At 66.2% G+C, this 17112-nt stretch carries 17 protein-coding genes and 1 tRNA gene; 7 read left to right on the forward strand and 11 right to left on the reverse strand.

What is annotated here, in order from left to right:
• Positions 1-89: 89 nt before the first annotated feature.
• Together IB223_RS15180 and IB223_RS15185 are read right to left on the reverse strand one after the other, a co-directional pair.
• Positions 90-1223: a serine hydrolase domain-containing protein gene (locus tag IB223_RS15180; protein WP_225591147.1), complete on the reverse strand. Its 1134-nt coding sequence runs from the start codon at positions 1221-1223 to the stop codon at positions 90-92.
• Positions 1224-1353: 130 nt separating this feature from the next.
• A complete protein-coding gene (locus IB223_RS15185; protein WP_192202607.1) occupies positions 1354-1635 on the reverse strand; it encodes a hypothetical protein in 282 nt (93 codons plus the stop codon).
• Positions 1636-1761: 126 nt separating this feature from the next.
• On the opposite strand from IB223_RS15185, the gene IB223_RS15190 reads away from it, so the two are divergent.
• The gene (locus IB223_RS15190; RefSeq protein ID WP_192202608.1) at positions 1762-2292 is read left to right on the forward strand and encodes a transposase; all 531 of its coding nucleotides are present in this window, start codon (positions 1762-1764) and stop codon (positions 2290-2292) included.
• A gap of 33 nt (positions 2293-2325) precedes the next feature.
• Here the strand turns inward: IB223_RS15190 and IB223_RS15195 are convergent, their stop codons facing one another.
• The 4 genes from IB223_RS15195 to IB223_RS15210 form a co-directional block, all read right to left on the reverse strand.
• The gene (locus tag IB223_RS15195) at positions 2326-3141 is read right to left on the reverse strand and encodes a hypothetical protein (protein ID WP_192202609.1); all 816 of its coding nucleotides are present in this window, start codon (positions 3139-3141) and stop codon (positions 2326-2328) included.
• A gap of 138 nt (positions 3142-3279) precedes the next feature.
• Positions 3280-4068: a DUF5694 domain-containing protein gene (locus IB223_RS15200; protein ID WP_192202610.1), complete on the reverse strand. Its 789-nt coding sequence runs from the start codon at positions 4066-4068 to the stop codon at positions 3280-3282.
• A 144-nt stretch (positions 4069-4212) separates the two neighbouring features.
• Positions 4213-4302, reverse strand: a tRNA-Ser gene (locus IB223_RS15205).
• A gap of 113 nt (positions 4303-4415) precedes the next feature.
• On the reverse strand, positions 4416-5423 hold the full coding sequence (locus IB223_RS15210; RefSeq protein ID WP_225591123.1) for a LysR family transcriptional regulator: 1008 nt from the start codon (positions 5421-5423) through the stop codon (positions 4416-4418).
• Positions 5424-5539: 116 nt separating this feature from the next.
• Between IB223_RS15210 and IB223_RS15215 the strand changes: the two genes are divergently transcribed.
• Complete coding sequence (locus IB223_RS15215) at positions 5540-6118, forward strand: NAD(P)H-dependent oxidoreductase (protein ID WP_192202611.1); 579 nt, start codon at positions 5540-5542, stop codon at positions 6116-6118.
• A 59-nt stretch (positions 6119-6177) separates the two neighbouring features.
• On the forward strand, positions 6178-6912 hold the full coding sequence (locus IB223_RS15220; protein WP_192202612.1) for a DNA alkylation repair protein: 735 nt from the start codon (positions 6178-6180) through the stop codon (positions 6910-6912).
• Positions 6913-7142: 230 nt separating this feature from the next.
• On the opposite strand, the gene serS is transcribed toward IB223_RS15220, so the two are convergent.
• Entirely contained in the window at positions 7143-8423 is a 1281-nt protein-coding gene (gene serS / locus IB223_RS15225; RefSeq protein WP_192202613.1) for a serine--tRNA ligase, read from the reverse strand.
• A gap of 111 nt (positions 8424-8534) precedes the next feature.
• Between serS and IB223_RS15230 the strand changes: the two genes are divergently transcribed.
• Together IB223_RS15230 and IB223_RS15235 are read left to right on the forward strand one after the other, a co-directional pair.
• On the forward strand, positions 8535-9182 hold the full coding sequence (locus IB223_RS15230; RefSeq protein WP_192202614.1) for an energy transducer TonB: 648 nt from the start codon (positions 8535-8537) through the stop codon (positions 9180-9182).
• A gap of 395 nt (positions 9183-9577) precedes the next feature.
• A complete protein-coding gene (locus IB223_RS15235) occupies positions 9578-10144 on the forward strand; it encodes an energy transducer TonB (protein WP_192202615.1) in 567 nt (188 codons plus the stop codon).
• A gap of 230 nt (positions 10145-10374) precedes the next feature.
• On the opposite strand, the gene aroA is transcribed toward IB223_RS15235, so the two are convergent.
• From aroA to serC, 3 genes are all read right to left on the reverse strand, one after another.
• Positions 10375-11685, reverse strand: a complete 1311-nt coding sequence (gene aroA, locus IB223_RS15240; RefSeq protein WP_192202616.1) for a 3-phosphoshikimate 1-carboxyvinyltransferase — start codon at positions 11683-11685, stop codon at positions 10375-10377.
• Positions 11686-11826: 141 nt separating this feature from the next.
• Positions 11827-12972, reverse strand: a complete 1146-nt coding sequence (pheA, locus tag IB223_RS15245) for a prephenate dehydratase (protein WP_192202617.1) — start codon at positions 12970-12972, stop codon at positions 11827-11829.
• 97 nt (positions 12973-13069) lie between these two features.
• Positions 13070-14155, reverse strand: coding sequence for a phosphoserine transaminase (serC, locus tag IB223_RS15250; protein ID WP_192202618.1), 1086 nt, complete (start codon positions 14153-14155; stop codon positions 13070-13072).
• A 205-nt stretch (positions 14156-14360) separates the two neighbouring features.
• Between serC and msrP the strand changes: the two genes are divergently transcribed.
• Both msrP and msrQ read left to right on the forward strand, forming a co-directional pair.
• The gene (gene msrP / locus IB223_RS15255; RefSeq protein WP_192202619.1) at positions 14361-15329 is read left to right on the forward strand and encodes a protein-methionine-sulfoxide reductase catalytic subunit MsrP; all 969 of its coding nucleotides are present in this window, start codon (positions 14361-14363) and stop codon (positions 15327-15329) included.
• Positions 15330-15637: 308 nt separating this feature from the next.
• Positions 15638-16267 carry a protein-methionine-sulfoxide reductase heme-binding subunit MsrQ gene (msrQ, locus tag IB223_RS15260; protein WP_192202620.1) on the forward strand — a complete coding sequence of 210 codons (630 nt, stop codon included), beginning with the start codon at positions 15638-15640 and terminating at the stop codon, positions 16265-16267.
• Here msrQ and IB223_RS15265 read toward each other — a convergent pair.
• Complete coding sequence (locus tag IB223_RS15265; RefSeq protein WP_192202791.1) at positions 16236-17039, reverse strand: FHA domain-containing protein; 804 nt, start codon at positions 17037-17039, stop codon at positions 16236-16238. The genes msrQ and IB223_RS15265 overlap by 32 nt on opposite strands.
• Between the last annotated feature and the right edge of the window lie 73 nt (positions 17040-17112).

The raw sequence follows: 17112 nt of genomic DNA on the forward strand, positions 1-17112 counted from the left end.
ATCGGGAGACCGGAAAAGACCCATGCGACACCGGAAAAGAGTGGCGCGCGACTAAAAAAGGTCCAACGACCTTCGCGACACGCTCGGCGTCAGTCGATGAACGCCTTCTTGCCGTATTCCCAGTTCCACGGCACGCCGGTTTCCCCCAGCACGAAGGCCACCAGCCGCGGGAATGCGCGCTCGGCGCGCACGTCGTTGCCCAGGATCACCACGCAGCGCCTGCGCTGCTTCACGCACACCCAGGTGTTGCCGGTGGAATCGTTGTGCCCGCCCTTGTAGAAGCCGGGGCCCTGCGGTCCCTCGAACACCACCACGCCCAGCCCGGCGGCCAGGTCCTTGCGGCGCTGCGCGGGCGGGAGTTCGTCCTGCAACGTGGGGAATTGCGAAGCCGTCGTGATCGGCCGTTGCGGCGACGTCATCGCGGCGAACGTGTCCGCGCGCAAGCCCTCGCCGTTGATGTACGCCGCGGCGACGTTCGCCATGTCGGCGATGGTGGTATCCATCGAACCGGCGGCACGCACGCGGCTACGTTCGTCGTGCGGCTCGACGGTGCCGTCTTCTGTCCAGCCATCGGCGAGGTTGGCGGCGAAGTCGGGGCGCCAGATCATGCTGGTGTTCGGCATGCCGAAACGGTCGAACACGCGCCGCTGCATCTCCGCGCCGAGGTCCAGGCCCAGCCCGCGCTCGATCACGTACTGCAGCAGGATCAGGCCCTCGCCCGAGTACGCATAACGGGTGCCGGGATCGAAGTGGAAGCGCAGCTTCCCGTCGGGTTCGAGGTAGGCGAAGTTGGCGAAGCCGCTGCTGTGGGTCAGCAGGTGGCGTGCGGTGATCGTCTTCCAGCGCGGATCGCCGGCCAGATCGGGCCACGGGCCGTAGGCGTCTTCGGCCGGGTACTCGGTCAGCGGCTTGTCGAGGTACTCGCCGACGGGACGGTCCAGGTCGAGCCTGCCCTCCTCCACCAGTTGCATCACGGTGTAGGCGAACACCGCCTTGGTCAGCGAGGCGCCGTACATCACGGTGTCGGTCTGCAACGGATCGCCTTTCGCATTGCGCTGGCCGTAGGCGGCCACGTGCACCACCTTGCCATCGTCGATCACCGCGATGGCAAGGCCGTTGGCCTGCGCGGCCTTCATCGCAGCGGCGACTTCGGCATCCAGCGCGGCGCGGGTGGGAATGGGATGCGGCGCAGGTCCTGCCGCAGACGCGGCGAACGGCAGCATGGCGAGCAGGCAGATTCCGAGCAGTGGACGCATGACCCCTCCTGTTTCAGCCCGATGATACGGACTCCAGGGAGTGGGTTAAGCGTCGGAAGTCACGGGGTTGGCAGCACCCGACGCGTCGGCCCGTCGGTTACGCCAACAGGATCTTCATCAGCGCGACCGTCGCCACGGCCGCCACCAGCCAGATCGTCACGCGCTTGAGCAACGCGGCATCCAGTGCCCCGGCCGCCCGCGCTTCGCGTGACGGAGTGAAACCCACGACCAGCACATGCACCGGCAGCGCGACCACCAGCAGGAACGCGAACACCCAGTTCAACGTCTCGTCCCCCAATCGCGGCCAGATCAACGGCATCACGATGCCGGCGAAGAGGCCGGCGATGGCGGCGGTGAGGGGGGTGGGGGTGAGTTTCATGCTGGTGGCGTTGCGTTGAGGCTTGATCGCAGTCTAACGGACGACGGGTAGAGGATCGGCTCCCGAATGGTCGTAGGATGGGTCGAGCGAAGCGACACCCATCAACACCATCCCCGAGGTCAAGGAATGACCGACTACCGACGCACCCTCATCCCCGGTGCCACCTACTTCTTCACCGTCAATCTCGCCGACCGTCGTGAAACGCTGCTGGTCGACCACATCGACCTGTTACGCGATGCATTCCGGTACGTGCGCCGCCGCCATCCGTTCGATATCGACGCCATGGTCGTGCTTCCGGATCACCTGCACGCCATCTTGACCTTACCATCCGGCGACGCCGATTTCCCCCTGCGCTGGCGCCTTATCAAGACCTGGTTTTCACGCCACCTGCCCCACGGCGAACATCGACGCGCGAGCCGTATCAACGAAGGCGAGCGCGGCATCTGGCAACGGCGATATTGGGAGCATCTGATACGCGATGAGGCCGACTTCGCGCGGCATGTGGACTACATCCACTGGAATCCGGTGAAGCATGGGCACGTGGCGCGTGATGTGGATTGGCCTTACTCCACATTCCATCGGTTTGTGCAGGATGGGGTGTTGACGGAGAATTGGGCTTGCGCTGAAAACGACGCTGGCTTCGGAGAGCGCTACTGATGGGTATCGCTGCGCTCAACCCATCCTACGGGCCTAAGTACGCGGCCTTTCATTTCCTGCGGGGGTCTCGTCCGTTGAGGTCGCAATACTAGGCAGCCCCCCATCACGTCCGGTTTGCTCTTGAAAGAGCTGAAGCCTCCGATGGACCATTTCCGAGTGCGCTTCCATCCCAAGCGCTCTCGTCGCATAGATGAAAGACAGGCCCGCTCGGTAAACCACGTTCCATACATCGTCCGCGTAGTCGACAATCTTGTGCGTACCATGCATGCCGCGCACCAGGAACATCTCGCTACGATCGTCGTAGATTTCCATGATCTGTGGCGCTGCTCCGTGCACATAGCCGGAGTAGGCTTTATGCACGACGTTCGCGACTACATTCGCGCCACTCGGATTATCTAGAAAACTAGAGTTATAAGCGTGAATCTTCTTCCTCCGCACTTGATCTCTAGTCTTGTGCGATGCAACGGTATGTTCGAAATCCTCGAACTCTTCTTCCCAAAAGCCACTCAGAAACCTTCGGTGGAGGTCTGTTTCGCCCTCTGTGATTGCAAGCGAAAGGAACAGCACATCTTCATTTGCTTCGTCGATAGTTCTTTGAATTATCGCTTGTTCCATAACGTGCCCCTCATTCAATAGAATAAAAGCGGCATGCAGGGCGCTAAGGATTTTCGCCAGCTTCAGAATGATTGCATGCGGGACATCGCGCTGCGGCAAGCGAAGCATGTAATTGTTCTCGCCCACCTCAACGGGAACAGGCTTAGTGATGCCTGATTCTATGTCCCGGAAGACACGCTCGTACGTCGTGATGATTAGTCCGTGTGGACGAAGATCGATGTATTTCTGAGCCATATGTCTTCCCGATTCTTCGAACTTAGCACCGCTAGGACGTAGGATGGGTTGAGCGCAGCGATACCCATCATCACGGACCATCCGACACAACGAACCGATGGGTATCGCTACGCTCAACCCATCCCACCTTTCTTGCGGTCAAGAGGCCGGAAGAAACGCCCCCGCCTCGACAAGCTCGACGCCCGGCGCAGACCGCAAACAGGCTGCCAGCTGAGGAACGTGTCCTTGGCCGTAGAACACCACCGCGCGATCACCGGGCTTGAGGGCCTGCAGCAGGCGCGCGCAGATCGCGAAATTGCGCTTCGCCCAGGCGGCATTGAGTTCGACACCGGGCTGTTGCTCGCCGCTTCCGTAGCGCAGGAACTCCGCGTAGAAGCTCGCGGCCTCATCGAGGGCTTGCGGGGTATTCATTTCGCGCAGCACGCCGCCGATGCTGTGGGTGGTCTGCAGTGCGGTAATGCGCGCCGTGATGCCCTGGGCCTGCGCCATCAGTGCTTGCAGATCGCCTGACTTGCCATTGGCCTGCGCCCACGCGCTCAACGGTTCGAATGGGAAGTCACCCGGGACATCCAGCCCGTGAACGCGTTCGAGCCCGACTTGCTTGGCCAAGCGGAATCCCAACTGCACAACCTCATTGCGGGAGGCCGGCAGCGTGCCGTCGAGATAACGCGCGTAGTTGTCGCGCGCCGCTTCAGCCGGCCACTCGACGCCAACGAATGTCGGCTGGAACCCGGCCAGGGCATCGGTCACCGCCTGCAGTTCTGCCTGACGCCGGGGCACCGTGACGTCCACCGACTCCACGTTGGCCTGGTCCTGACCCGGATTGCTGAAGTGGTAGGTGCCTACGACGATGACGCGCGCCGGCGGGTCGGAGGCCCACGCGGCCCCATGGAGAAGGAGCAATGCCAGCACTAGAAGACGACGCATGACCGGTTCCTCCAACACGCAGGATGGGATGAGCGTAGCGCCTTTCAACGACAAAGCCGATTACCAATCAGCGCGGAGATAAGACACCCCGAAGCGATGGGTATCGCTACGCTCAACCCATCCTACATTTCATGGTTGCCGAAGTGGCGGAGAGAGTGGGATTCGAACCCACGGTAGGCTTGCACCTACGGCAGTTTTCAAGACTGCTGCCTTAAACCGCTCGGCCATCTCTCCGTTGTCTGGAACTGCCCGCGACCCCATCGCGGTGCATCGCCACCCTGCCCCGGCGGCGCGCCCGGCCCCTTGCAGGCCGGACGGCATTTTCGCACGAACACCCTGCCCGTGGCTTACGAGGCCTTCTTCACCTTGCCCGCCTTGGTGTTGTCGATGGCCATCGCGATGGCCTTCTCCTTCTCCTCCGAACACTTGCCGCCGCAATCCAGGCGCGAAGATTCGATCTGCTGCGGCAGGTGCTCGGCCAGGAAATCGATGAACACCCGCACCGCCGGCAACATGCCCCGGCGCGAGGCGAACACCGCATGGCAGATGCCCTGCGGCAGGCTCCACTCCGGCAGCACCACCTCCAGCTCGCCCTTGCGCACCGCGTCGGCGCACACCGTCTCCGGCAGCAGCGTGATGCCGTAACCGTCCTTCGCCATCGACTGCAGCAGCGGGAAATCGAACCCCGCCAGGCGCGGATTCAACTCGATGCGGCGCACCTCGCCATTGGGCCCATGCAGCTCCCAGCGCTGTCGCGCCTCGTCCTCGCTGATGCTGAGCGTGACGTGCTCGGCCAGGTCTTCCGGCACCTTCGGGCGGCCGGCGCGGTTGAGGTACTTCGGGCTGGCCACCAGCAATTCCTGGATCTGGCCGAAGCTGCGCATCACCAGGCTGCCGTCGTCGTCCAGCTTGGCGCGCACGCGCAGGGCCACGTCGTAACCCTCGTTGATGATGTCCACGCGGCGGTTGTTGACGTGCAGCTGCAACCGCACCTTCGGATACTTGTCGAGGAAGGCCGGCAGGATCTTCGGCAACTGCATCTGCGCCACCGCCACCGGCACGCTGACACGCACCACACCACGCGGTTCCGCGCTCAGGCGATCGACCACCTCGCGCGCGGCCTGGGCTTCGGCCAGCATCGTCTGCGCATGGCGGTGCACGCTCATGCCCACGTCCGTCACCGCGAAGCGGCGGGTGGAGCGCTGCAGCAGGCGTACGCCCAGGTCGGTCTCCAACTGGCTGATGCGCCGGCTCAGGCGGGACTTGGGGATGCCCAGCGCCCGTTCCGCCGCGGCGAAGCCGCCGTGGTCCACCACCATCGCGAAGTAATAGAGGTCATTGAGGTCGTGCTGCATGAATTAGTCTCGCCTTTAGAACGATCAGTGACGTTTAACCACGTTTATCCCATCAATGCAACGACCTACAGTATTCTCCAACGCGGTTGAGGCCGCATCCCGACCGGAGAACCACCATGAAACTATTGCATATCGACAGCAGCGCCCTGGCCGACAATTCGGTCAGCCGACAGCTCACCGCCGCCATCGTAGCCCGTTGGCAGGACAGCGTGCCCGGGCTGGAGGTCACCTACCGCGACCTCGACGCCAACCCGCTTCCGCACCTGACCAACGCCGTACTGGGTGGGGGCGATGCCGCCGCCGTACAAGCCGCCGAGCAGGCGATGCAGGAATTCCTGGCCGCCGATGTCATCGTGGTCGGCGTGCCGCGCTACAACTTCGGCGTCCCGTCCACGCTGAAAGCCTGGATCGACCGCGTGGCGGTGGCCGGCCGTACCTTCAAGTACACCGAGAACGGCCCCGTCGGCCTGGCCGGCGGCAAGCAGGTGATCGTGGCCGAGGCCAGCGGTGGCGAATACGCCGGTACGGCGATCGACTTCGTGGCGCCGTACCTGAAGCAGGTGTTCGGCTTCCTCGGCATCACCGACGTGGAGTTCATTCGTGCCGAGCGCGTGGCGTATTCGCCGCAGCACAAGGCCGAAGCCATCGAAACCGCGCTGGCCAGCATCCCCGCACCGCTGCGCAAGGCGGCCTGAGCCTTCGGGTCGCGGGACGGGGCCGGTATGCTGCCGGCACCCGTTTCCGCCACCCGCCGATGCCCGCCCGGAACACCACGCCCGACGCGATCGACGCCCCAGAGGCGCTGGCCCTGCTGAAAGCCGCCGCCCGCCCGGACCACCGCGCCGGGCTGGCGCGATACGGCATTCCCGACACGCACGCGCTGGGCGTACCGATGCGCGAGATCCAGGCGCTGGGCAAGCGCATTGGCCGTCGTCACGCCATGGCCCACCCCCTCTGGGACAGCGGCATCTACGAAGCCCGCCTGCTGGTGGCCTTCATCGCCGATCCCACGCACCTCACCCCTGCGCAGATGGACCGCTGGTGCCGACAGTTCGACAACTGGGCGGTCTGCGACACGCTGTGCCTGCACCTGTTCGACCGCAGTCCGCATGCATGGGGACGGATCGATGCCTGGGCGCTCAAGCGCGGTGAGTTCGAAAAACGCGCGGCGTTCGCGCTGCTCGCCGGACTGGCGGTGCACGACCGCCACACGCCGGATGCGCCCTTCCTCGCCGGGCTGGCCCACGTGGACGCGGCGGCTGGCGATGCGCGCAACTTCGCCAGCAAGGGCGTGAGCTGGGCGCTGCGTGCCATCGGCCACCGCAATGCGGCGCTGCATGCCGAAGCGATCGACCGGGCCACCGCGCTGGCGGCGACCGACGATCCGGCGCGACGCTGGGTCGGCAAGGATGCGTTGCGCGACCTGGGCCGCGCGGCGGTGCTCGCCAAGGTGGCAAAGGCGACGAAGGGACGTGCGAAGAAGGCTTGATGCTCCCCTCTCCCCGCGCGCGGGGAGAGGGTGCCGAAGGCGGGTGAGGGGCGAGCGGAGACGGGATGCCGGAAGCGCTCACTCGCCCCCGACGTTCGATCAGAAGCAGACAGCGGGACGGAAAGACCCGAGCGAACAGCAGCCCCTCATCCGCCCTCCGGGCACCTTCTCCCCGCTGGCGGGGAGAAGGCATTTGCTCCACCTTCTCCGCGCGGGAGGAGGAACAGGCGTCAGGCGATCTGTTCCGCCCCGCCCATGTACGGCCGCAGCACCTCAGGCACGGTGATCGAGCCGTCGGCGTTCTGGTAGTTCTCCATCACCGCGATCAGCGCACGGCCGACGGCGGTGCCGGAGCCGTTGAGCGTGTGCACGGGCTCGGGCTTGCCGGTGGCCGGGTTGCGCCAGCGGGCCTGCATGCGGCGGGCCTGGAAGTCTTCGCAGTTGGAGCACGAAGAGATCTCGCGGTACATGTCCTGCGACGGCAGCCAGACTTCCAGGTCGAAGGTCTTGGTGGCGCCGAAGCCCATGTCGCCGGTGCACAGCAGCATGCGGCGGTACGGCAGGCCCAGCTTCTCCAGCACGGTCTCGGCGGCGCGGGTCATGCGCTCCTGCTCGTCGTAGCTCTCAAACGGGCGCGCGATGGAGACCAGTTCCACCTTCTCGAACTGGTGCTGGCGGATCATGCCGCGCACGTCGCGGCCGCCGCTGCCGGCTTCCGAGCGGAAGCACATCGAATGCGCCGTCATGCGCAGCGGCAGGCGGGCGTCGTCGAGGATCTCGTCGCGCACGATGTTGGTCAGCGGCACTTCCGAGGTCGGGATCAGGTAGCGCTTGTGTTCGCCCAACTGGGTGGCGAACAGGTCTTCCTCGAACTTCGGCAGCTGGCCGGTGCCGCGCATGGAATCGGCGTTGACGATCACCGGCACGCTGGTCTCTTCGTAGCCGTGTTCGTTGGTGTGCAGGTCGAGCATGAACTGCGCCAGCGCACGATGCAGGCGGGCCAGCTGGCCACGCAGCACGGTGAAGCGCGCGCCGGACAGCTTGGCGGCGGTGTCGGCGTCCAGCCAGCCGTGGCGGGCGCCGAGTTCGACGTGATCCTTCACCGGGAAGTCGAACGCGCGCGGCGTGCCCCAGCGGTGCTGTTCGACGTTGCCGGCCTCATCGCTGCCCACCGGCACGCTGGCGTGCGGCAGGTTGGGAATGCCCAGGGCGATGCCTTCGATCTCGGCGCGGATCTCGTCCAGCTTCACTTCCGAGGCCTTCAGCTCGTCGCCGAAGCCGGCCACTTCCGCCATCAGCGCGGACACGTCCTCGCCCTTGGCCTTGGCCTGGCCGATGGCCTTGGAGCGGGTGTTGCGCAGGTTCTGCAGTTCCTCGGTGCGCTTCTGGATCTGCTTGCGCGCGGCTTCCAGGTCGGCGATGCGGGACACGTCCAGGTCGAAACCGCGGGCCTCCTTGAGGCGCTGGGCGAGTTCGGCGGGCTGGGTGCGGAGCAGGACGGGATCGAGCATGGAAACAGCAGTCTGGCGTGGGAAGCCGGCATTATCGCCCATCTGCGACCGGTTGCCCGCGCGGTTAACGGCGGCTGTGCAAGAATCGGCGCGACTTCACCGGTGATTCCCATGTCGGCCCAGCAACCGCACGAACCGCACTTCACCTTCCGCCTGCCCCGCACCGCCCTGCGCAACGCCGCCATCGCCTTCGGCATCGGCCTGCTGCTGTTCGTGATCGTCTGGTGGGCGGGCCGCGACGACGGTTTCTACACGCCGGAAGCCACCGTGCCGGGAAAATCGCTGCCGGTCGAGGCGCTGCCCGAGCCCCTTTCCACCGGCGATGGCGCCAGCGGCATGGAAGAACCCGCACCACGACCGGCCGCCGAGGAGCGCCCGCAGCTGGTGGAAGAAAAGCCGATGCCCGCGCCCGTGTCGGAAACACCGATGCCCGTGGCACCGGCCGATGCCACGCCGTCGGCGGCGGGTGTTCCGCTCGCCCCCGGCGACGTGCCCGTGCCGATCCCCGGCCAGACACCCGCGCCCGAGTACCCGCCGTCTGCCATGCGCAATGGCGCGGAAGGCACGGTGATGGTGCGGGTGGAAGTGGGCGCGGACGGCGTTCCCACCGCTGTCGATGTGGCCCAGCGCAGCGGCTCCCGTGATCTGGATCGCGCTGCGGTGGACGCCGTGCGCCGCTGGCGCTTCCAGCCCGCCCAGCGCGATGGCCAGGCGGTAAGCGGTGCGGTGACGGTGCCGATCGATTTCAAGATGCGGTGATCGCGGTGCCGGTATCGGGCACGATGCCACTAGGGCGCATGCAAAACCCCGCCTGAAAATCGAGACCGCTCAAGTGTCGTTCGTGGTGAGCCTGTCGAACCACGCTCTTCGCGGGACATCGAAAAGCCAAGACAGCGCGCCTTGGTTCTAGAAGCGTGGTTCGACACGCTCACCACGAACGGAGCACGTCTTCGGAGCTTGTCATGCGCCACGAGTCTTGGCGCGATCCCGAAGCGCTTGCCGTATGCACGCGACCTGCACACACGTGAACGCGGGTTCCAGTACCTGAACTCAAACCGGCCCGTTTCATCGCGACATCACGCATCGCAAACATCGCCCCGCCAAGACTCGGCCCCGTTCCAACGCGGAACCCACAACGCGAAACGGAGGTTCACATGTCGATTCCCACAAACAACGAGTACCGCACCCCGGATACCGTGGAAGACACCACGGTGGAACCGCGCCGCACCACCTCGCCCGTACTGCTGATGCTGCTGGCCCTCGCGGTCACGGCTGCAGGCCTGGTGTGGTGGACGCAGTCGCGACATGCCGGCACCGAAACGCCGGTCGCCACGCTGCCTGCCCCGGTGGCGGATGATGCCGCCAATGCGCCGACCAATGAGCGCGCGGCCGCCACGGCCGACCGCAAGCGCGCCGAGCGCACTGCGGCCGCTCGTCCGGCTTCGATCAGCCGCGATGCCCGTCCGCTGGCCAGCAACGCCGAGCCGAAGTATCCGGCCTCGATGCTGCGCGCCGGTGTCGGCGGTACCGTCGTGGTGTTGGCCGAGGTCGATGCGCAGGGCCACCCGATCGACGTGCGCGTGGTCGAGCGCAGCGGTGAACGCGACCTGGATCGCGCCGCGCTGACCGCCGTGCGCCAGTGGCGCTTCGAGCCGGCCATGCGCAATGGCAAGGCGATCGCCACCAGCGTGAAGGTGCCGGTGGACTTCAAGCCCATCTAAGCGCTGCACCGCTCCGCACAGGGAGCTGACGAGGAGAGAAAAAGGGGGACGCGCGCGCGTCCCCCTTTCTCATGCCTGGCTTCTTGTAGGAGCGACGTAAGTCGCGACCATGGTCCTTCCGCAACAGGATCACGGCAAGCAACCGCGGGATAGGCGCGGAACGGGAGAGCAATACAGGAACCCGGGGTCTGCGGTCGCGACTCACGTCGCTCCTACAGAAAGCGAAAGCGTCACGCCTTCCGCAACGCAAACCCCGCGCCGGTCGCCAGGCCGTCGTAGTTCGGGAACGAGGTCGCCACGTTGGCGACATCGCCGATGCGCACTTCGCCAGTTGCGACCTGCCCGGCGATGGAGAACGCCATCGCGATGCGGTGGTCGCCGTGGGAATCCACGGTGCCGCCGTGCAGCGGGCCCGGAAAGATCGTCGCGCCGTCGGGCGTCTCGTCCACGCGCAGGCCGAGCGCACGCAGGCCGTTGGCCATGCTGGCCAGGCGGTCGGATTCCTTCACCCGCAGTTCCGCAGCACCGCGCACAACCGTGGGACAGTTCGCCGCTGCCGCCGCGACGAACAGCGCGGGGAACTCATCGATCATGTCCGGCACCAGCGCTTCTGGCACCTCGATGCCCTGCAGCGGCGCGTGACGCACCACCAGATCGGCCACCGGCTCGCCGCCGTGCTCGCTGGCATTCTCTTCGCTGATGTCCGCACCCATCAGGCGCAGCGCCTGCAGCAGGCCGGTGCGGCGCGGATTCAGGCCGACGGCGCGCAGGCGCAGCTCGGACCCGGGAATGATGCTGGCGGCGACCAGGAAGAACGCGGCCGACGAAAAATCCGCGGGCACGGCGATGTCGGTCGCCTTCAGGCGCTGCCCGCCGCGCAGGCGCGCGAAGCCGGGCGAGAAGTCGATGTCCACGCCGAACGCCTTCAGCATGCGCTCGGTGTAGTCGCGGGTGGGATGCGGCTCGCGCACGAGGGTTTCGCCATCGGCATACAGGCCCGCCAGCAGGACGGCGGACTTCACCTGGGCACTGGCGACTTCCAGCGTGTAGTCGATGCCCGTCAACGGCTGGCCGCCGTGGATGCGCAACGGTGGCAGGCCGCCTTCTTCGGTGTCGATGCGCGCGCCCATCGAGGAAAGCGGCCCGGTGACGCGGCGCATGGGGCGCTTGGACAAGGATTCGTCGCCGACCAGCACGCTGTCGAACGGCTGCGCCGCCAGCAGCCCGGCCAGCAGGCGCATGCCGGTGCCGGCGTTGCCGCAGTCCAGCGCACCCTCCGCAGGCTTCAGGCCATCCACGCCCACGCCGTGCACGACGCGCCGCGACGGCGACGGGGTCTCCACGCGTACGCCGAGCCGCGAGAAGATCGCGGCGGTGGCACGGGTGTCCTCGCCTTCCAGGAAACCGTCGATCGTCGACATGCCGTCCGCCAGCGCGGCGAACATCACCGCGCGGTGGGACACCGACTTGTCGCCGGGGATGTCGAGGGTGCCGCTCAGAGGTTGGCCTGCGGATGCGATCCAGTCTTGCTTGCTGCTCATTCCATCTCTCGTGTTCTGCCCCCTCCCCCGCTTGCGGGGGAGGGCTGGGGTGGGGCAAGCGGGCGCTGGGGGCAAGCATTCACGGTTCGCCCCCATCCGCCCTTCGGGCACCTTCCCCCGCAAGCGGAGGAAGGATGTGCGTCAAGGCACCGCGACCGGATACGAGCCCAGCACCTTGATCTGCGCCGAATGCTGTTTCAGTTCGGCCAGCGCCTGTTTCATCGCCTCGTCATCGATGTGGCCGGCCAAGTCGATGAAGAAACCGTACTCCCACTTGGCGTGGTGCGAGGGCCGCGACTCGATGCGGTTCATGCTGATGCCGTGGCGCGCGAACGGGCTGAGCACGTCGAACAGCGCGCCGGGCTTGTCGTGGATGAAGACCAGCACGGAGGTGCGGTCGTGGCCCGACGGCGGGAAGATGCTGCGGCCGATCACCAGGAAGCGCGTGGTGTTGTCCTTGTCGTCCTGAATCGGGCTCATGACGACCTTCTTCAGGCCGTACACGTGGGCGGCGCTTTCGCCGCCGATGGCGGCTGCGTCGTCATTGCCGCGCGCGCGGCGCGCGCCCTCGGCGTTGCTCGACACCGGCACCTTCTCCACCTTCGGCAGGTTGGCACGCAGCCAGCCCGCCGTCTGCGCGAAGGACTGCGGGTGCGCGTAGATGCGCTCGATGTCGTCGATGCGGCCCGTGCGCGACATCAGGAACTGGTGCACCCGCAGCTCGACTTCGCCGCAGATCTTCAGGTCCGAGGTCAGGAACATGTCCAGGGTGATCTGGATCGTGCCCTGCCCCGAGTTCTCCACCGGCACCACGCCGAAATCGGCATTGCCGCTGGCCACTTCCTGGAACACTTCTTCGATGCTCGCCAGCGGCAGCCCGTGCGCCGAGCGGCCGAAATGCTTGAGCACGGCCTGCTGGCTGAAAGTGCCTTCGGGGCCGAGGTAGCCAATCTTCAATGGCTCCTGCTGCGCCAGGCAGGCCGACATGATCTCGCGGAACACATGCACCAGCACTTCGTCGCTGAGCGGGCCTTCGTTGCGGTCCACCACCATGCGCAACACCTGGGCCTCGCGCTCGGGACGGTAGTAGTCGACGGCGGCGGCGAGCTTGCCCTTGGCCTTGCCGACCTGGTGGGCGAAGCGCGCGCGCTCGGCGATCAGCGACTGGATCTGGCGGTCGATGCCGTCGATCTTGGCGCGCACGTCGGAGAGGGCCGGAGCGGGCGTGGCTTCGGTCTTCTTGCTGGCTGCAGGCTTCTTGGTGGGTTTGCTGGGCTTGGAGGCCATGTTTCAAGTTTCCTGGGGAAGCTTTCTGTAGGAGCGACGTGAGTCGCGACCTGAAGGTTGGCGGTCGCGACTCACGTCGCTCCTACAACAGCTTTGATCATCCGTTACGCTGCTGGAAATCCTGCATGAACTGCACCAGCGCCTGTGCGCCTTCCACCGGCAGCGCGTTGTACAGCGAAGCGCGGATGCCACCGACCGCCTTGTGCCCCTTCAGCGCCAGCAGGCCGGCGGCCTTGGATTCGGCCACGAAGCGCGAGGTCAGCGTCTCGTCGGGCAGGAAGAACGGGATATTCATCCGCGACCGCACGGCCGGGGCCACTTCATTGCGGTAGAAGCCGCCCGACGCATCGATGGCACCGTAGACCAGCGATGACTTCATCGCGTTGCGGCGCGCGAATTCGGCCACGCCGCCTTCGGCAAGCATCCACTTGAACACCAGCCCGGCCAGGTACCAGTTCCAGGTCGGCGGCGTGTTGAGCATGGAGTCGCGTTCGGCATGCGAGCGGTAGTCGAAGATGTCGGCCCGCGGCTGCCCGCTGCGCTCGAACAGGTCCTTGCGGATGATGACCACCGCCACGCCGACCGGGCCGAGGTTCTTCTGCGCACCGGCATAGATCACGCCGTACTTCGATACGTCCAGCGGCTCGGAAGCGATCGAGGAGCTGAAATCGGCGAACAGCGGCACGTCGCCCACGTCCGGGGTGTCGCGGAACTCGACGCCGTGGATGGTCTCGTTGGCGGTGATGTGCACGTAGGCCGCATCCGGCGTGAGCTGCCAGGTACTACGGGCCGGGATGTCGTGGAAGCCGCCGGCCTCGCCATCGGCGGCGATGTTGACGGTGCAGTACGGCCTGGCCTGCTTGATCGCGGTCTTGCCCCAGTGGCCGGTCACCACGTAGTCGACCACCTGGCCTGGGGCGGCGAAGTTCAGTGCAAGCAGGGCCTGGTGGGTGGTGGCACCACCGGACAGGAACAGCACGGCGTAGTCGTCCGGGATGCCGACCAGGGCGCGCAGGTCGGCCTCGGCCTGTGCGGCCACGGCGATGAAATCCTGGCTGCGGTGGCTGATTTCCACGATGGACGCGCCGATGCCGTTCCAGTCGAGCATCTCGGCCTGGGCCTGCCGCAACACCGACTCGGGCAACGTGGCGGGACCGGCACTGAAGTTGAACGCGCGCGTCATGGGGCACCTGGAAGAATGAACGGCTAGTATGCCGCAGGGCATCCGTTGCATGGGCAACCATGCGCAAGTTGGGGCATGAAATGCGGGCGGACTGCATCCCGCACCGGGCCATGGACGTATAGGCTTGCAGCAGATCCTCCCCAGGCCGGGAATTTTCCCGCCGCACAGGCGTCCAAGAACACCTGCAACGTTCCGGAGTTTCCCCATGTCCCTGCGCGACGCCTTGCGAATCCCCTCCTCCGAGATCACCGACGAGTCCGTATACCGGGAGCGGCGCGCCCTGCTGCGTGCCTTCGCGATGGCGCCGGCGCTGGCCCTGTCCGGTTGTGCGGAGGCCGAGCCGCCTCCGCCCCCCAGGATGACGGTGACGCCCGAGCAGGCCCGGTCCGGATTCCGCACGACAGAGGAACTGACCCGGTACGAAGACGTGGCGAGTTACAACAACTTCTACGAGTTCGGCACCGGCAAGGCCGACCCGTCCACCGCACGCAAGACACTGAAGACTTCGCCGTGGTCGGTGGTGGTGGGCGGCGAATGCGCGAAGCCGGGCCGGATCGCGCTCGAAGACCTCCTGAAGGGGCTGACACCCGAAGAGCGCATCTATCGCCTGCGCTGCGTCGAAGGCTGGTCGATGGTGATCCCATGGCTGGGCGTGCCACTGGGCGAGGTGCTGAAGAAGTTCCAGCCGACCGCCAAGGCCAAGTACGTCGCCTTCACCACACTGGCCGATCCGGTGCAGATGCCCGGCGTGCGCTACCGCTCGATCAACTGGCCCTACCGCGAGGGCCTGCGCATCGACGAGGCGATGCATCCCCTCACCCTGCTGGCCACCGGCCTGTACGGCAAGCCGCTGCCGCAGCAGAACGGCGCGCCGCTGCGCCTGGTGGTGCCGTGGAAGTATGGGTTCAAGAGCATCAAGTCGATCGTCGAGATCAAGTTCGTCGAAAAGATGCCCGAAACCGCGTGGCATGACCTGCAGCCGTCGGAGTACGGGTTCTTCTCCAACGTGAATCCCAGTGTCGACCATCCACGCTGGAGCCAGAAGACCGAGCGCCGCATCGCCGGCAAACAGAGCAAGCTGTTCGCCGAGCGCATCCCGACACGCATGTTCAATGGCTATGCCGACCAGGTGGCGTCACTGTATGCAGGCCTGGACCTGAAGAAGTGGTATTGATGGCCCGATCGTGCCGGGGCCTCAAGACCCGTTCGTGGTGAGCCTGTCGAACCACGCCCTCCGAAACCTCGTGGAAATCCGGGCCGCGCATTTCGACGCGACACAAGCAGGTTCTTCAAACACTCCGCAAAAAGCGTGGTTCGACAGGCTCACCACGAGCGCCCGTGCCCGCAAGCAGGTCCTTGGGGGGCGCTGCGATCAAGGGCGGTCCGGCGGGCTTGCAACCCACGGCATCCTGAATTCCGGTTCCTGCCCTCCCGCACCCGATCACCGCATCGCCCTCCTCCTGACATCGACCTGACCCCTGCATGACCAAGACAACCCCGCGCATCATCGCCGCCAAGACCCTGGTCCATGCCCTGGCACTCACTCCGCTGGCGATCCTGTCCTGGCAGTTCTTCGACGTATGGCAGACAGGAAGCGATGCACTGGGCGCGGACCCGGTGGCGGAGATCGAGCACCGTACCGGCCTGTGGGCGCTGCGGCTGCTGATGGTGGCCCTGGCCATCACGCCGCTGCGCCAGTTGACGGGCAAGGCCGTGCTGCTGCGCTTCCGGCGCATGCTGGGCCTGTACGCGTTCTTCTACGCCACGCTGCACCTGTCGGCCTACCTGGCGCTGGACCTGCGCGGCTACTGGACGCAGATCTTCGAAGAGATCGTCAAGCGTCCCTATATCACCGTCGGCTTCACCGCGTGGCTGCTGCTGGTGCCGCTGGCGATCACCTCCACCCAGGGCTGGATGCGTCGGCTCGGCCGGCGCTGGGGCCAGCTGCACAAGCTCGTCTATGCGATCGGAGTGCTCGCCGTGCTGCACTTCTGGTGGCTGGTGAAGTCGGACATCCGCGAGCCGCTGCTGTATGCGGGCATCCTGGCCGCGCTGCTGGGGTGGCGCGCCTGGAAGAAGATCAGCCTGCGCCGAACAGCAACAGCGCGCTGAGCGCGCCGGCCATCAGCAAGGCTGCCAGCAGCAGCCAGGGCCAACGCAACACGGATGATGACGACGCCGGGGCGATGTCGCCGGCTGCGGGTGTCGGCCCTGTTTCGTCCTGCTGCGCAGGCTCGTCCGACTTGGCGCTGGGCGCCCACGGCACCTCCAGCACGAAACGATGCTGTGCATCGAAGACGATCTGGTCGCCGGCCACGAGCAGCGCATCGCGCACCGCCACACCGTTCACCCGGGTGCCATCGGCGGATCCCAGATCGCGCAGCAGGACGCGTTCACCGCGCAGTTCGAGCCGGGCATGGCGCTCGGCGAACGCCGGGTCGTCCACGCGGATATGGGCATCGCGCGCACGTCCGACCACGCGCGGCTGCTCGAGGGACACACTCTTGCCGTGGTACTTGCCGCCCAGGCCCCGCAGCACCACACGGACATCGCCCTGGCCGGCGTCGCTTTCCCGCAGGTCCGCGGCCGACTGGTAGCCCGACTGCAGCAGCAGTTCCACGCCTTCCACGTAGACCGCATCGCCCGGACGCAGCACCGCCATCCGTTTCACCGGACGGCCGTTGATGTGCACGCCCCGCATGCCGTTGGCCACCTGCAACCACAGGCCGCGCCGGTCCACGCAGATCTGCGCGAGCAGCGCACCCTGCAGCGCATCGCCGACACCGACCGTGCCCGCCGCTTCACGCACGATGCGGTGCACGCCGGTGGTGAGCGGCCGGTCGGGCGAAGGGCGATTTGCGAAGTGAAGTCTGAGGTTCTGCACGCCCCGCGAGCCTATCAGGTTGAGGCGCATCCGGCAGCCCCGGCTTGGCACATGCCCATCACGCTGCGCAGAA

The sequence above is a fragment of the Pseudoxanthomonas sp. PXM03 genome (assembly GCF_014852005.1).
In the GTDB taxonomy this organism is placed as follows: domain Bacteria; phylum Pseudomonadota; class Gammaproteobacteria; order Xanthomonadales; family Xanthomonadaceae; genus Pseudoxanthomonas_A.

Coding starts and splice junctions, on each gene's coding strand:
- IB223_RS15180 (WP_225591147.1), bottom strand. CDS start 1,223: ATGCTGCCGTTCGCCGCGTCTGCGGCAGGACCTGCGCCGCATCCCATT.
- IB223_RS15185 (WP_192202607.1), bottom strand. CDS start 1,635: ATGAAACTCACCCCCACCCCCCTCACCGCCGCCATCGCCGGCCTCTTC.
- IB223_RS15190 (WP_192202608.1), top strand. CDS start 1,762: ATGACCGACTACCGACGCACCCTCATCCCCGGTGCCACCTACTTCTTC.
- IB223_RS15195 (WP_192202609.1), bottom strand. CDS start 3,141: ATGGCTCAGAAATACATCGATCTTCGTCCACACGGACTAATCATCACG.
- IB223_RS15200 (WP_192202610.1), bottom strand. CDS start 4,068: ATGCGTCGTCTTCTAGTGCTGGCATTGCTCCTTCTCCATGGGGCCGCG.
- IB223_RS15210 (WP_225591123.1), bottom strand. CDS start 5,423: ATGCAGCACGACCTCAATGACCTCTATTACTTCGCGATGGTGGTGGAC.
- IB223_RS15215 (WP_192202611.1), top strand. CDS start 5,540: ATGAAACTATTGCATATCGACAGCAGCGCCCTGGCCGACAATTCGGTC.
- IB223_RS15220 (WP_192202612.1), top strand. CDS start 6,178: ATGCCCGCCCGGAACACCACGCCCGACGCGATCGACGCCCCAGAGGCG.
- serS (WP_192202613.1), bottom strand. CDS start 8,423: ATGCTCGATCCCGTCCTGCTCCGCACCCAGCCCGCCGAACTCGCCCAG.
- IB223_RS15230 (WP_192202614.1), top strand. CDS start 8,535: ATGTCGGCCCAGCAACCGCACGAACCGCACTTCACCTTCCGCCTGCCC.
- IB223_RS15235 (WP_192202615.1), top strand. CDS start 9,578: ATGTCGATTCCCACAAACAACGAGTACCGCACCCCGGATACCGTGGAA.
- aroA (WP_192202616.1), bottom strand. CDS start 11,685: ATGAGCAGCAAGCAAGACTGGATCGCATCCGCAGGCCAACCTCTGAGC.
- pheA (WP_192202617.1), bottom strand. CDS start 12,972: ATGGCCTCCAAGCCCAGCAAACCCACCAAGAAGCCTGCAGCCAGCAAG.
- serC (WP_192202618.1), bottom strand. CDS start 14,155: ATGACGCGCGCGTTCAACTTCAGTGCCGGTCCCGCCACGTTGCCCGAG.
- msrP (WP_192202619.1), top strand. CDS start 14,361: ATGTCCCTGCGCGACGCCTTGCGAATCCCCTCCTCCGAGATCACCGAC.
- msrQ (WP_192202620.1), top strand. CDS start 15,638: ATGACCAAGACAACCCCGCGCATCATCGCCGCCAAGACCCTGGTCCAT.